Annotated in this window: 11 protein-coding genes; 6 read left to right on the forward strand and 5 right to left on the reverse strand. The window is 32.9% G+C overall.

What is annotated here, in order from left to right; translation table 11 throughout:
* Positions 1-359: 359 nt before the first annotated feature.
* The 4 genes from EHE19_RS01305 to EHE19_RS01320 all read right to left on the reverse strand — a co-directional run bounded on the left by EHE19_RS01305 (position 360) and on the right by EHE19_RS01320 (position 5,546).
* Positions 360-944 (reverse strand): peroxiredoxin family protein, encoded by a 585-nt coding sequence (locus EHE19_RS01305; RefSeq protein ID WP_137697287.1) that lies wholly within the window; start codon positions 942-944, stop codon positions 360-362.
* A 154-nt stretch (positions 945-1,098) separates the two neighbouring features.
* Positions 1,099-1,788: a cytochrome c biogenesis CcdA family protein gene (locus EHE19_RS01310; RefSeq protein WP_425314297.1), complete on the reverse strand. Its 690-nt coding sequence runs from the start codon at positions 1,786-1,788 to the stop codon at positions 1,099-1,101.
* Between the two features lie 442 nt (positions 1,789-2,230).
* Positions 2,231-3,085 (reverse strand): AraC family transcriptional regulator, encoded by an 855-nt coding sequence (locus EHE19_RS01315; protein WP_171003548.1) that lies wholly within the window; start codon positions 3,083-3,085, stop codon positions 2,231-2,233.
* 310 nt (positions 3,086-3,395) lie between these two features.
* Complete coding sequence (locus tag EHE19_RS01320) at positions 3,396-5,546, reverse strand: glycoside hydrolase family 3 C-terminal domain-containing protein (protein WP_137697289.1); 2,151 nt, start codon at positions 5,544-5,546, stop codon at positions 3,396-3,398.
* Positions 5,547-5,954: 408 nt separating this feature from the next.
* On the opposite strand from EHE19_RS01320, the gene EHE19_RS01325 reads away from it, so the two are divergent.
* Both EHE19_RS01325 and metA read left to right on the forward strand, forming a co-directional pair.
* Positions 5,955-7,235, forward strand: coding sequence for an O-acetylhomoserine aminocarboxypropyltransferase/cysteine synthase family protein (locus tag EHE19_RS01325; protein ID WP_137697290.1), 1,281 nt, complete (start codon positions 5,955-5,957; stop codon positions 7,233-7,235).
* Positions 7,236-7,524: 289 nt separating this feature from the next.
* On the forward strand, positions 7,525-8,454 hold the full coding sequence (gene metA / locus EHE19_RS01330) for a homoserine O-acetyltransferase MetA (protein WP_137697291.1): 930 nt from the start codon (positions 7,525-7,527) through the stop codon (positions 8,452-8,454).
* 186 nt (positions 8,455-8,640) lie between these two features.
* Here the strand turns inward: metA and EHE19_RS01335 are convergent, their stop codons facing one another.
* The gene (locus EHE19_RS01335; RefSeq protein ID WP_137697292.1) at positions 8,641-9,417 is read right to left on the reverse strand and encodes a DUF6062 family protein; all 777 of its coding nucleotides are present in this window, start codon (positions 9,415-9,417) and stop codon (positions 8,641-8,643) included.
* Positions 9,418-10,300: 883 nt separating this feature from the next.
* On the opposite strand from EHE19_RS01335, the gene EHE19_RS01340 reads away from it, so the two are divergent.
* From EHE19_RS01340 to cysS, 4 genes are all read left to right on the forward strand, one after another.
* On the forward strand, positions 10,301-11,200 hold the full coding sequence (locus EHE19_RS01340; RefSeq protein WP_483313994.1) for a DNA-3-methyladenine glycosylase family protein: 900 nt from the start codon (positions 10,301-10,303) through the stop codon (positions 11,198-11,200).
* Positions 11,201-11,679: 479 nt separating this feature from the next.
* Positions 11,680-11,934, forward strand: a complete 255-nt coding sequence (locus tag EHE19_RS01345; RefSeq protein WP_137697293.1) for a putative Se/S carrier protein — start codon at positions 11,680-11,682, stop codon at positions 11,932-11,934.
* An 871-nt stretch (positions 11,935-12,805) separates the two neighbouring features.
* On the forward strand, positions 12,806-13,534 hold the full coding sequence (gene epsC, locus EHE19_RS01355) for a serine O-acetyltransferase EpsC (RefSeq protein WP_137697294.1): 729 nt from the start codon (positions 12,806-12,808) through the stop codon (positions 13,532-13,534).
* Between the two features lie 127 nt (positions 13,535-13,661).
* Positions 13,662-15,047, forward strand: coding sequence for a cysteine--tRNA ligase (gene cysS, locus EHE19_RS01360; protein ID WP_137697295.1), 1,386 nt, complete (start codon positions 13,662-13,664; stop codon positions 15,045-15,047).
* The last annotated feature ends 104 nt before the right edge of the window (positions 15,048-15,151 follow it).

Below are 15,151 nucleotides of genomic sequence, written 5' to 3' on the forward strand. Positions count from 1 at the left end.
ATACTTCAAACAGTAAATTTTTATTATGGTATGTAGGATTACAGCCTAAGATGTATGAAAAATAGAATTGTACAAACATAGTAGCTAATTAACCCCATTCTTTGTCCTTTTGTTTTGAAAAATAGATGTTGGCTGGTAAAAAACAATTTTACAGCTTTTACAAAAGGGCTATAGCATAGTAAAAATTAAGTTCATTTTATTATAATGAAGTGGACTTTTACATATATAAATTTTATCGGTGTGGGGCTTATAAATGTTTTTGAATAGTCTCCCACACCGAAAAATTTCATCTGAAAAAATTATATCAAGTACTGTTTGTTTTCATTCGAATATGCTTAACGAGATAACACTTATTATTGTTATTTCTGAGCTGACTCTTGGCTTTTCATCATATCAATAACTTCTAATAATGTTTTTTTGTCGGTCATTTGAGGTATATAGGTAAATAAATTACCGTCTTTATTAATAAAAAATGTAGTTGGGAAACCAGTAATACCATAGGTTTGAGTAACTGCACCATCTTGATCTAATAAGACCTTTAAATCTATATTATTGGAGGTTAAATACTCCTTAACCTTGTCAGGTGATTCCTGAGAGTTGATAGCTAATATGACAACATCATTTTCTTTTCCCAATTCGTTATTAAGCTCGTTGAAATCAGGCATTTCAAGCAGACAGTATTTGCACCAGACTGCCCAGAAGTTAAGAATTACAATTTTCCCCTTAAAGTCTGACAACTTTACATCATTTCCATCTAAATCTTTAAGTGTAAAGTCTGGAGCTACAGGGTTAGCGTTTTGTGTTGATTGACTCAATTCTTGAGTTTGCTGTGATGGGGGCTGAATTATTATTTCCGACTTGTTTTTTGAATAGAGGATATATGCTGCCGCCATAATAGCACATATTGCAACCACCCATATAATAATATTAATTTTTTTCTGCATATTAATATTCCTCCTTGCATTATATTTAGAACTTGCTATAACATTGTAATCTATACACTTAAATACTTATAACTAACCTTTTAAAAACTCAATTTTTTAGTTGAATTAAAATTTAATATTCTTAATAACTTTCTGATTAAAAGTGCAGCTCTGCTCAAAAAAAGTTCAAATACTTCAAAGTTCCGGTAAATACTAGTACACCAGCAATAATCAACAGAATACCTGATATAATGCTTATTGTCCTTGTATGCTTCTGTATATGACGGAAAGCACCTTTTACTTTATCAAATAAAATTGATGTCAAAATAAAAGGTATACCAAGACCTATAGAATATATGAATAATAAAAGCATTCCTTGAATAATAGTGTCTGAATTACTGGCAAGTGCGAGCGCTGAACCTAAAAATGCACCTAAGCAAGGTGTCCAGCCAAAGCTAAAAACCATACCGAATACAATTGAACTTAAAAATCTAAGGCTATCAAAATTAAAATCAAATCTTTTTTCCTTGTTTAAAAGGTTAATTTTTAGTATTCCTGCGAAATTAAGCCCAAAAACAATCATTACTAAACCGCTTATTTTTTCAAGCAGGCTTTTGTTATTTGCTAAAAATTGGCCCAATGATGTGACAGTAGCACCTAAAACAGTGAATACTATTGTAAAGCCAATAACAAATCCAATAGAGTTTATCAGCAATCGGTTTTTGCTTGATGGCTTAGATTTTTCGCTTTTTTGGGATTCTCCTGCTAAATATACAAAGTAAATAGGAAGCATAGGTAATATACAAGGAGATATAAAGGTTAGAATACCTTCAAGAAATGTCATGAAATATGATATGTTTGACAATGTAAAACCCCCTGATAAAAGCTTTTGTTTTATTTAATAAAATAACTTGCTGTTCTAATTTATTTTAACTGAACTTGCAGGTGAACTACTTGCTGCTTATACTGGTACCAATACAACTTAAATGAGATATTAGTAGTAACACATTAAATTGGTTTAGACGTAAAAATACAAGGAAACCAATACTATTATACCATGCAAGGCTAATAAAATGATTAGCAATATAAAAATTTGTTGTTTTTAATATTTTAATGTTATAAAGCGCGAGAATAATAATTAATATACCCAGGATTTATATAATAAAACAATCCTTATTTACTTTCCTATAGTAAATTTAAAGAAGTTCAAATTTAACTTCCAAGTTGTTTTGGCACCACCTAATGATATGTTTGAACACCTACAAATTTTTGTGGTAGGAAAGTTATTTTAATTATTTTATACCAATCTACAACCCAATTTTTTTGTATAATGAAGGCGAACAACCCTTTATACTTTTAAAGGATCTATTAAAGGTTACTATGCTATTAAATCCAACAGCATAGGCTATATCTGATATAGACATATTTGACGAAGTGAGAAAAAGTTCAGCTTGTTTTATTCTATATTCATTTAAGTATAGGATAAAATTTTTCTCTGTAATATCCTTAAACATTCTTGAAAAATAGGATTCGCTAAAGCCCACTGCTTTTGCTACATCTGACAGGGATATATCATTCATATAATTAGCTTCAATAAACTTAAATGCTTCAGCTAGCTTATCCATTCCCTGCATTTTTCTGATGTTACCAGTGCTATTTTCCAAATTAATTTTGTCAGCTAGAAATTTTGATATAATTGCAAAAATATCATGAATTCTAGCGCTGATGAAAAGCTCAAAACCAAAATCTTTTTTTGAATATTTTTCTACAATACTTAAAATATGCTCTTTAATACTTTCGTGAAATGGAACATCCTTTATTGATATCTTAAAAGTACTTGAAATTAAAGCCTTAATAATATTATTATTACCAAAGGTACTTAGTGAAGAGGAGTCGAATTGTATAAAAATTCTCTTGCCAATATTATTGCGGTTTGAAAAACCATGAGTATCACCGCTTGCAATAAAAAGGATATCACCTTCATCTAGTTTGAATTCTTTATTGTTAACATTTATATTAAAATGGTTTTTTTCTATATACAAAATTTCTATAACTGCATGCCAATGGACTGGATAGTCAAAATTATCAAGAGTATTTATTTCTAGTCTAAATGGAAAGCCATCAGCAAAAATTCCTTTTTCGTGTAACCCATCAACGTACATATATATATCCATATCCTGTATTTTGCTTGCTTAGTTAATGACAGGCATGGACTCAGTACCCCCTTTATATCAAATATAGAAAGCTAATTCATTGCTCAATTTGTGGAGCAGCTATACATATAAAATGAAGGTTAGCTTGAATTAGTTCATAAGGAGTCATGGATTTCTAAGTATTTTTTAAGCCTCATTAAAAGCTAAAGCCTCCATATAGGAATATTATATAATATTTTTATATGGAGGCAATGTTATTTTTTATATGGATTTAATAGTACAAATTCTACATATATAATTTAAAATTTATATTTTAAACTCATTCCAATACAAATGAAGCCTTTAACACATTACTGCCTGTTAAAGATATACTTCTTGCGTCAGGCTGACTTCCGCCTACATATATTTCAAAGCTTCCAGATTCAAGCACTGACTCACCTTCATCATTAACTAGCATCATATCCTCTGGTGACAGGTTAAAGCTAACTTCTACTTGCTCATTTGGGAGTAAATTGATTTTCTTTATACCTCTAAGCTGCCATTTTGGTGCAACTACGCTTGTTTCAACATCCTTTAAATAAAGCTGCACAACTTCTTTTGACTCGTAGCTGCCAATGTTTTTAACCTTGACAGAACAGCTTATGCTATCTCCTGCTTTTATTTTTTGACTAGATATTGTTAAATCACTGTATTCAAATTTAGAATAGCTGAGACCATATCCAAAGGGATAAAGGGCTTCATTTTCCATATATTTGTAGGTTCTGTTTTTCATAGAGTAATCACTGAAATCAGGTAATTCCTCAGTGGTTTTGTAGAAGGTTACAGGCAATCTTCCTGAAGGACTATATTCACCAAAAAGCAAGGAAGCTATAGCTCGGCCTCCCTGTGCACCCGGATACCATGCTTGTATAATAGCAGGTACATTAGCATCAGCCCATGTTACAGATAAGGCACTGCCTGATAAAAGCACTAGTATTATTGGTTTCCCTGTAGCATAGACAGCTTCTAATAATTGCTGCTGTAATCCGGGAAGATTTAAATCGATTTTGTCTCCTGATGCAAATTCATTTCCTGCGTCTCCTTCTTCTCCTTCGATACTTGCATCTAAACCAAGACACATAATAACGACATCAGATTTTTCAGCTACAGTTATTGCCTCTGCAATTCTATCGTTTGGTCTAGCTAATCCCTGTGTCCTGTCCTTATACAAATGGCAGCCATCAGAATAGTAAATTCTAACTGAATCAGGTAACGCTTCACGGATTCCATCTAAAGCAGTAATATATTGAGAAGCAGTACCAAAATAATTACCTATAAGTGCATCTCTGCTGTTTGCATTTGGGCCAATAACTGCTATAGATTTCAAACTATTTTTGTCAAGTGGAAGAAAATTGTCCTTGTTTTTTAATAAAACTAAAGAATCCTTTGCTGCGTCAAGTGAAAGCTTATTATGTTCCTTACAATCCACAACCTCATATGGAATTGATGAATAAGGTACATTTTCATCACTATCAAACATACCAAGCTTCATGCGAGTCATCATAAGTCTTGATACTGATTCATCAATTGTTTTTTCATCTACTAAGCCTTCATTATAAGCTATTTGCAGATTTAGGTACATGTTTCCGCAATTTACGTCACAGCCATTGTTTACTGCCAGTGCGACAGATTCTGGTGCAGTCTTTGTAACCATATGATTTTCGTGAAAATCTTTGATTGCCCAGCAGTCTGATGTAACATGACCTTTAAAACCCCATTCGTCTCTTAAAATATCTTTTAATAAGGTTTTACTGCCACAGCAGGGTTCTCCGTTTGTTCTGTTATATGCACCCATTACAGCTTCTACTTTCGCCTCTTGAACTAATTTTTTAAAAGCTGGTAAATAAGTTTCGTACATGTCTTTTTTAGAAGCAATAGCATTAAAGCTGTGTCTTTCTGCTTCTGGGCCGCTATGAACAGCAAAGTGTTTTGCGCAAGCCGCTACCTTCATATATTTGCCGTCATTACCTTGGAGACCTTCAACAAATCTAATTCCTAGCCTGCTTGTCAAATATGTATCCTCACCGTAGGTTTCATGACCACGGCCCCAGCGAGGATCTCTGAAGATATTAATATTAGGTGACCAGAAAGTAAGACCTTTATATATATCATGATCGTTTTTTTTCTGAAATTCATGGTATTTAGCTCTGCCTTCAGTAGAAATAACGTCTGCAATTTTATAAAGAAGATCTTCGTCGAAGGTAGCAGCCAAACCAATTGCCTGCGGAAATACTGTTGCTACTCCAGCTCTTGCGACACCATGAAGAGCCTCGTTCCACCAGTTGTAAGAAGGTATTCCTAAACGAGGAATGGCCGGAGCATCATGTAACATTTGCATTGTTTTTTCTTCAAGGGTCATTCGGGAAACTAAATCTTTTACACGTTCTTCAAAACTTAAGGTTTCATTCTTATATGCGGGTATTGTGTCCATAAAACCTCCTAAAAATAGCAGTGTTGCCAGTATAGTATTTTAGATAGTAATTATAATACCTTATTAAAAGAACTAATTCATGTCGTATTTTGCTCATTGTTAATCAGTTTATGCGCTTATTTGCCTGAATTAATCAATGCACACTTAAGTTAAATCAAAAAGTAGTAAAATGGATAAAAATTAAAAGAATTATGAAATATTATTGGATGTTGGGGGTGGTGTCTATTGTATTTGTGATAAATTAATAATATTCTGAAAATTTTTATAATTGATTTATAAAATTCTAAAAATAGAACATAACAAAAATTTAATTATAAAAAAATTCTATTGACATGAATAAAATTTTTCTATATATTATAATTAATAAATTCTATATAGTTATTATGAAAATAAAAGGAGGGCACATTTATGAGCAGAAAATTAAGTTTTGATACTTTGCAGGTACACGCTGGTCAAGAGATAGATAAATCAACAGGTTCTAGGGCAGTGCCCATTTATCAGACAACATCTTATGTTTTTAAGGATGCAAATCACGCTGCAGATGTATTTGCACTTCGTGATTCGGCATATTCCTACTCAAGATTTGTTAACCCAACAAATGATGTATTTGAAAAGAGAATTGCAGCATTAGAGGGTGGTACAGCTGCACTAGCAGTGGCTTCTGGTTCTGCAGCCATTACATATGCAATACTTAATATTGCAGGTGCTGGAGATGAAATTGTGGCTGCTAACACATTGTATGGAGGTACATATAATTTATTTGCAGCTACTCTTCCTAGATATGGAGTAAATACAAAGTTCGTAGACCCTGATGATGTTACAAACTTTGAAAAGGCTATTAACGAAAAGACAAAGGCAATTTTTATTGAAAGTATTGGTAATCCCAATGCTAATATAATTGACATTGAGGCTGTAGCAAATATTGCACATAGAAATGGAATTCCGCTTATTATTGATAACACATTTGGAACACCATATCTCATAAGGCCTATAGAATATGGGGCTGACGTTGTTGTACACTCTGCAACAAAATTCATCGGAGGGCATGGCTCTTCTTTAGGTGGAGTTATAGTTGATGGCGGTAAATTTGACTATGCAGCAAGTGGAAAATTTCCAGGCTTTACTCAGCCTGATGAAAGCTATCATGGTCTTGTATATTCACAGCTTGGCGCAACTGCTTTTGTTACAAAGGCTAGAGTTCAGCTTCTAAGAGATACAGGAGCATCAATAAGTCCATTCAATTCATTTTTATTTATTCAAGGTTTAGAAACATTGTCACTTAGAGTTGAGAGGCATGTAAGTAATTCAAAAAAAATAGCAGAGCATTTGGAGATACACCCACTGGTAGAGTATGTAAATTATCCTAGTTTAAAAGGGAATAAATATTATAATTTAGCTCAAAAATATGTTCCCATAGGAGCAGGCTCGATATTTACATTTGGGATAAAGGGTGGTTTTGAAGCGGCAAAGAGGTTTATTGACAATTTAGAATTATTCTCATTGCTGGCTAATGTTGCAGATGCAAAATCCTTGGTTATACATCCAGCAAGTACGACACACTCTCAACTGGCAGAAGAGGATATTTTAAAAGCTGGTATTAAACCTAATACAATTCGTCTTTCAATAGGTATCGAGGATGTGGAGGACTTAATTTACGATATAGATCAAGCACTGGAAAAAAGCCAATAATTTATAAGATTATTACTAACTTAGCTTTCCTTGATTATATAGATAACTAATATCTATAAGCAGGGAAAGCTTATTTAATAAATATGTTTTAAGAAGTTTACTATTCTGTATATTGTGTTGTCAGAGGCTGAATAGCAATTCATAATAATAGCTAATATTTTACCCTTAAGACAGTAGTTGACTTTTATATTTTCATAAGACTATAATTAATATTAAACCATTTTACATAGCAATAGACTAGTTGCCATATAAACAGGTTAATAAACTATAGCTCGTGGAGGATAAAAGCATGCCAATTAGAATACCTGACAATTTGCCAGCAGGCGAAATTTTAAATAGTGAGAATATATTTGTCATGTATGAAGACAGAGCTTATCACCAAGATATTAGGCCCCTTAAAATCGTAATTTTAAATATAATGCCAACTAAGATAACCACAGAAACTCAGTTGCTTAGGTTGCTTGGAAACACTCCTCTTCAAATTGAGCCTATTCTATTATATCCGGCATCCCATGTACCTAAAAATACTCCTGAGGAACACTTAGAGGCATTTTATAAAACCTTTGAAGAGATTAAAGAAGAGCGATTTGATGGCTTGATTATTACTGGGGCGCCAGTTGAACAAATGCCTTTTGAGCAGGTTAAATATTGGGAAGAATTAACTCAAATAATGGAATGGAGTTTAACCAATGTTTACTCTACTCTTCATATTTGCTGGGGGGCTCAAGCAGGACTATATTATCACTATGGTATTCCGAAATATGATATTCCAAATAAACTATTCGGGATATTTGCTCATTCAAAAACCAAGGAGTATGTCAAGCTGCTTAGAGGCTTTGATGATGTTTTTTATGTGCCCCACTCAAGGCATACTGAGGTGAGAAAAGAGGACATTGAAAAAGTTGATGAATTGGAAATACTATCAGAATCCGAAGAAGCAGGTGTATATCTAGTAGCGTCTAAAGATGGAAGACACATATTTGCTACTGGTCATTCAGAATATGACCCTCTCACATTGAAGACAGAGTATGAGAGAGATATTGATAAAGGGTTGGATATAGCTATTCCAAAGAATTATTTTTTGAATGATGATCCTAACAATGAACCTATTGTTAAGTGGAGAGGGCATGGGCACCTATTATTTTTGAATTGGCTCAACTATTATGTATACCAAGAAACACCTTATGATTTAGCAAATATAACAAAGCGAAAGAAGTAGCATTTACAGACCTACGAGCACCTGAGTACTGAGATACTTGTGATTGTTTTATACAATTCGCCTTCTGCAATTTCTGTTCCAGGGGGAGGACCGGTACAGGACTGGTGGCAGTTATAAAGGTGCTCATAGGTTGATAGAAAAATATCTATCTACTTTACATAATATTATTTTTTATATAAAATGTTACTATTTTAATTCACAATTTCCCCTTATTTTTTGAATACTTCTTATTACGGCATCTTTTGAATTTCCCCAAGGGGCATCATTATATCTATAGTCAAATTTCTTTGTAAACCAGTCAACTTCCTTTTCTACTCTATCAAGGTTGCTAAGCTGCATTTCCATAACATTTTTTGTAAAGATTGCAGCTTGAGATATGTTTAAATACTTTGAAACTGAACTTAAAAGCAGTTTTAAATGCTTTAAGCAAAAGCCCTTCTTGGAGTGAAAGACTTCTCTGAAATCAGGCTCTTTAAAATACAAATAAAATATAACGTCAATATATCTGTCCATGGTATGCTCTAATTTGCTGCAGATAGCGCAACTGTTTTGTATCTTGTCTAATTCACTGACAAGTTCCGATAAAAGCATATCTGTATTGGTTTGCTTGGAAGATAGCTTTTTTGAAATATTTTTGACTAAGCCTGCTTCTGAATCTTGTTCTAAAAGGTTTAGTTTACTTTCAAAAATCTGCTTTAGCCGTGAGTTCTTTTCTTGCAGAAAGGTATCTATCATTAGTGCTAGACCAAGTCTATTAGCCTGACTATTGTACATTGCTTCAAAATGTGTTCTGCAAAAGCCAAGTTCATTAGTTGTTTTGCGATGATCTGGTTCCATTAAGGAGGCACCTAATGCGTATTCTATTGCCTCTTCCTCAAGCTTTTTTTCTAACATGCATAGGGGACACTCACAATCTATAGAGAAAGCATCTGTAACTGGAATAGTGTATATCTTTTCCTTCATAATAACCTCCACGCCAACTATAGGCAAATGATATTTATGTTAAATGTGTGGAGGTACGCAAAAAGTTTTTGTAAATTCTCCACATTATTTTAAGCTAACCTCCACGCCAACTATAGGCAAATGATATTTATGTTAAATGTGTGGAGGTACGCAAAATTTTTTTGTAAATTCTCCACATTATTTTAAGCTAACCTCCACGCCAACTATAGGCAAATGATATTTATGTTAAATGTGTGGAGGTAGGAAAAATGTTTTTGTAAATTCTCCATATTATTTTAAGCTAACCTCCACGCCAACTATAGGCAAATAAAATTTATGTTAAATATGTGGAGGTAGGAAAAATGTTTTTGTAAATTCTCCACATTATTTTAAGCTGGACCTCAACACGGTTAAAAACCACATGTATTTAGAAGTTCGAAAAAGCACTATGTTAGCACTAACAAAATTTTCGAGTTGATAATTAATGTACGACAAAATGAATTATATCACTTAATTGAGTTTTGCAAAATAGTAATAAACCTTATAATTCCATTTTGCAAAATTATATTACTATTTAGGCTATTAAATTGGCTTAGTATATTAGTTCTCAAATTTATTAATAGTTTTATGACAAAATAACCCAAAAGGATTGTAGGTGTTTACATGGTGCACTTTCGAGTTTTTGAGTCTCAATATTCATTTCAATTTATACAGAATGGCTTTGCATAGAAGTTGTTAGAAACTATTTCTAATATATTTATGTCTGCAAGTATAGCGGGTTCTATTGAAATGATAAATATATACATTGATTTAACACTTATAATTTGGGTATTATGAAGATGTTGAAATTTCATAAGGGGGGGAGTTCCATGCCAAGGGGTTAATAGAGTTAAGAGCTATGGGCATGGATAAAAATATGGAGTATAAAGGCTATTCAATCAATTGTAAGAATGGAATTATGGCAATAGAGGGCGTTAAGGATTTTAACTTGACACATATATTTGAGTGCGGACAGTGCTTTAGATGGATTAGGCAGCAGGATGGAAGTTATAATGGAATTGTTAAGGATAAGTTTGTAAACGTAAGCTTAAGCAATGGGATTTTATATATTAGAAATGCGGAAGAACAGAATTTTATAGATATCTGGTATGAATATTTTGATTTGGGAACGGATTACTCAAAAATTAAGTCTGTGCTTGAGAAGGATGAAATTATGAAGGAGGCTATCAAAACAGGCTATGGTATCAGATTGCTCAGACAGGATTTCTGGGAAATGCTTATTTCCTTTATTATATCCGCAAATAATATGATACCAAGAATAATGAAAACTGTAGATACTCTTTCTGTGTTAAAAGGCGGATGTATAGAAGCCAACTATAATGCATATAGATTTCCTGAAATTCATGACCTCGCTAATGCTACTTTAGAAGAGATTCAACAGTGCAAAGCGGGGTTTAGGTGTAAATATATTCATCAAACTTCTAAGCTTATGTATCAAGAGGCTATAACCAAAGAGATGCTTCAATCCTTAGACACTGATATGGCTAGAAAAGAGTTGATGAAACTTCCAGGAGTAGGCCCGAAGGTTGCGGATTGCATATTACTTTTCAGTGGTATTAAATTTGATGTGTTTCCCACTGATGTATGGGTGAAACGTGTTATGGAAGAACTTTATTTAAAGAAAGAATCTAAGCTAAACGAGATACAAAGCTTCGCTAAAAACCAGTTTGGGAATTTGACTGGCTATGCACAGCAATACTTATTTTACCATGCAAGATTAAACAGAATTGGGATGGGTAAATAGGGCTATTTACAACTAAAAGTTTAGTTGATATTACCGACCTTGGTGGGAACTTTTTGATTATTAATATAATATTATGTAATGTAGATTAAATAAATGGATTAGTATTAACTTTTTATTAATTTATTTAAATGAGCGATTTATATAATACTATTTAGTTTCTAAAATATAATTTTATTAGCACTGCTTACTAAGCAGACTGCATATGCAGAGAACCATAGCTAGATATAAGTGGTTAAGCAGATAAAATCTGTGTACCTCCTTACGATAGTTTTTTTGTTGTTGTCGAAATGGAGGTGGGAGTTTAGTAAATAACAATCATTGTGAACTTAGCTTACAGTCACGACACGATGTAATTAAATTCAAAATGTTAGTAATTATCAACCCTTGCGAAATGAACTCTATAACTGCAAATGTGGTCATTTAAAATGTAATTTTACACATTTTAAATGAAAATAAGTATAAAAAATTGGAGTGGTTTTATGAAGTGTATTGCTGTATTAGATTCAGGGAACCTTGTATATAAGTTAGATGCTGAACTAAAAAAAAGGGGCTTTCATTTTGAAGTTGTATCGACTCCATGTCATATTGCAAAAGGTGGATGTGGTTTATGCTTAAAGTTCCCAGAAGAATATCTCCAAGTAGTTATAGACGAATCGGTAGCATGCAATACACCAATTAAAGAGGTGTATAGAATCATACCAAATATTACAAAGAATAAGTATAAAAGGTTATAGGGAAAAATACTTAAACAAAGGAATTTGCAGATTGATGAAGATATACGTAGATAAATAAATCTTAGCTTTATTTACTTTATAGTTTTAAGGTGCTATAATAAGGCTATAAAGCAGGAGTTGATGGCATTTCAGCCAATTAGAGTTTTATTAATTGAGTTTTATAAAAAGAATTTATTTTTCCTGAAATGAGCGCAAGCCTTTTATTTTGAACCTACATTTGAAATAAGGGAGTCTGCTGTTTGATATCAAATGTCAGGCCTTGGTAACTCCGACACACGGCATGAACGTTGTGCAACGGCGGAGGACGATTGCTGATATCTCCGGGACACCCACCTAGCTAGGGCTAGGTGTCAAAATACAAGGAGACGCCATTTTGGGATTAAATTAGCAAAAAAGGGCAGAGATGCCCTTTTATTTATGAAAAAATTTTGAATAAGAATATTTTGATTTCCAGTCTTTTATTGGATTTATTTCCGCTTCACGTACATATTCATAATATTTGTTTACAGGAAAAATTAAAACTGTTAAAATTACTATTATTAATAAGTAGTTTTTTTATTTTGCAGTAGATTAATCAAAGAGTTATTTACTAAAATATTAATACTCAAATTTCTAGCTGAAAATAGTAGAATCGTATAACTAATGGCTTTACTATAAATAATTGATGACTTAGTTCGTAAAAATCACTAATTATTTGTTAAAAAATCATTGAGGTTTGAGAGTCTATTCACTTAATGTGGGAAAGTTGAGTTTATTAGCATTACATACTATTATAAAAGAATATATTAATATTGAATTGTTGAATTTTTGTACAAATTTACAGTCCATTTCGAAAAAAATGATAATGATTATGTTTATTGAGGGTTAGATTATGAAAAGTGAACTTATAAATGATGCTAAATTAATAGCTAGCCGAGATCCGGCAGCTAAGAATGTATTAGAAGTAATTTTATTATATCCAGGCTTCCATGTGCTTATATATCATAAATTTGCACATTGGTTTTATAAAAAAAGAAGATTTTTTATTGCCAGATTAATTTCCCAGATTGGTAGATTTTTTACGGGAATAGAGATACATCCTGGTGCGACAATTGGAAAGGGTCTATTTATTGACCATGGTATGGGTATAGTCATTGGTGAATCTGCAGTAATTGGAGATAATTGTACTATATATCATGGAGTAACCTTAGGTGGTACTGGCAAAGAAAAGGGAAAGAAGCGTCACCCTACCATCGGAAATAATGTACTTATTGGTGCAGGAGCTAAGGTGCTCGGACCATGTACGATAGGAGATAATTCACTTATAGGCGCTAATACATTTGTATCTTTTGATGTTGAGCCCTATTCTACAGTTGTAGGTACAAAGGGTAGAGTTGTTAAAAAACGTAATCAAAAAGTTGACTCACCATCTGAGGAACTTGACCAAATACATTTGCCAGATCCTATAGCGCAGGAGTTGTGCAGATTGACATCAAGACTTGAAGAACTGGAAAGACAGGTTATTGGCAAAAGTAATGGACCATGTAAAATAAAAAAGTATTCTGATTTATATGCAAATGAAAGTAATGACGAAAATAATGGTGAAAATGATGAGGATTGATTTTAAGTTATAATCCTCAATGATTAAGGGTTAGTACGCAAAAGTTATAAAATCTGATACTATTTTATTCAGATATTAGATAATTATTATTTTTAATATAGAATCAAGTTTTCGAAAGGAGAAGGAAATGAAAGTTTACAATACGCTTTCAAGGCAAAAAGAGGAATTTAAGCCTATTAGCGATAAAGAGGTCCGTATTTATTCATGTGGACCAACAGTTTATAATTATGCACATATTGGTAATTTGAGAACCTATATATTTATGGATATGTTAAGGCGTGTACTTGAATATAATGGGTACACTCTTAAGCATGTAATGAATATAACTGATGTAGGCCATCTTGTTTCAGATGAGGATGACGGAGAGGACAAGATGCTTAAAGGTGCTAGAGAACAAAAAAAGACACCTTGGCAGATAGCGGAATTCTATACAGATGCTTTTATGAAGGATATTAAGGCTCTTAATATAGAGGTTCCTGAAATTGTTCCAAAGGCCACAGAGCATATTCCTGAAATGATTGAATTTGTTCAGGGACTGATTGAAAAAGGCTTTGGATATGAAACTAGTGATGGAATATATTTTGATATTAAAAAGTTTGACGGATATGGAAAGTTATCTAGAGCTAATTTAGATGAACAAATAGCAGGAGCAAGAGTTGAGGTAAATCAAGAAAAGAGGCATCCTGCTGATTTTGCTATATGGAAAAAGGCACCAAAAGAACACATTATGCAGTGGCAAAGTCCGTGGGGGATGGGATATCCAGGCTGGCATATTGAGTGCTCTGCAATGGGAAGAAAATATCTTGGGGATGTATTTGACATCCACACTGGTGGTGTAGACCATATTCCAGTTCATCATGAAAATGAAATTGCTCAGTCAGAGGCTCTTCTTGGGAAGCCAGCTGTTAACTATTGGATGCATAGTGAATTCATGATGGTTAATAATGGCAAAATGTCCAAGAGCCTTGGAAACACCTATACAATTGAAAATTTAAGAGAAAAGGGATATGATCCCCTTGCATTCAGGTATATGTGCTTAAATGCACACTACAGAAATAAGTTTAATTTCACATGGGAAGTAATGCAGTCTGCGCAGGTATCCTATGATAGATTTATAGAAGGCTGTCAGGCACATAAAGAAGGAACAGATAATGTAGACAGTGCTGTTATAATTGAATTCCTCAATGACTTTGAGGAGGCTATAAATGATGATTTAAACATTCCAAAGGCATTAGGGGTTGCTTGGAATGTAGTAAGGTATGGAAAGAAATCTAAGCAATTATATGAACTTATTACTAAGATGAACAGAATATTTGGATTTGAATTAGATAAAAAGAAAGCTGAAGATAGCCAGCCTGAGGTTTCTCCAGAAATACAGGCCCTTATAGATGAAAGACAACAAGCTCGTAAGGATAAAAACTGGAAACGTTCAGACGAAATCAGAGATGAACTCAAGGCATTAGGCATTTTGATAGAAGATACTCCTAACGGAGCAAAAATTAAGTATATATAAAATATAATCAGCTTTTGCACATAGTAATAGTTACTATTCAGCCTGTTTAATCAGCTTAGGCTATTAGTTTTCAAACTTATCAATGTTTTGTTTGTTGACAGGTA

The organism is Ruminiclostridium herbifermentans, from assembly GCF_005473905.2.
In the GTDB taxonomy this organism is placed as follows: Bacteria; Bacillota; Clostridia; order Acetivibrionales; family DSM-1351; genus Ruminiclostridium; species Ruminiclostridium herbifermentans.

Excerpts from the sequence above, each read along its gene's own strand:
- EHE19_RS01305 (WP_137697287.1), bottom strand. The coding sequence starts at position 944 with ATGCAGAAAAAAATTAATATTATTATATGGGTGGTTGCAATATGTGCT.
- EHE19_RS01315 (WP_171003548.1), bottom strand. The coding sequence starts at position 3,085 with ATGTACGTTGATGGGTTACACGAAAAAGGAATTTTTGCTGATGGCTTT.
- EHE19_RS01320 (WP_137697289.1), bottom strand. The coding sequence starts at position 5,546 with ATGGACACAATACCCGCATATAAGAATGAAACCTTAAGTTTTGAAGAA.
- EHE19_RS01325 (WP_137697290.1), top strand. The coding sequence starts at position 5,955 with ATGAGCAGAAAATTAAGTTTTGATACTTTGCAGGTACACGCTGGTCAA.
- metA (WP_137697291.1), top strand. The coding sequence starts at position 7,525 with ATGCCAATTAGAATACCTGACAATTTGCCAGCAGGCGAAATTTTAAAT.
- EHE19_RS01335 (WP_137697292.1), bottom strand. The coding sequence starts at position 9,417 with ATGAAGGAAAAGATATACACTATTCCAGTTACAGATGCTTTCTCTATA.
- EHE19_RS01340 (WP_483313994.1), top strand. The coding sequence starts at position 10,301 with ATGGATAAAAATATGGAGTATAAAGGCTATTCAATCAATTGTAAGAAT.
- EHE19_RS01345 (WP_137697293.1), top strand. The coding sequence starts at position 11,680 with ATGAAGTGTATTGCTGTATTAGATTCAGGGAACCTTGTATATAAGTTA.
- epsC (WP_137697294.1), top strand. The coding sequence starts at position 12,806 with ATGAAAAGTGAACTTATAAATGATGCTAAATTAATAGCTAGCCGAGAT.
- cysS (WP_137697295.1), top strand. The coding sequence starts at position 13,662 with ATGAAAGTTTACAATACGCTTTCAAGGCAAAAAGAGGAATTTAAGCCT.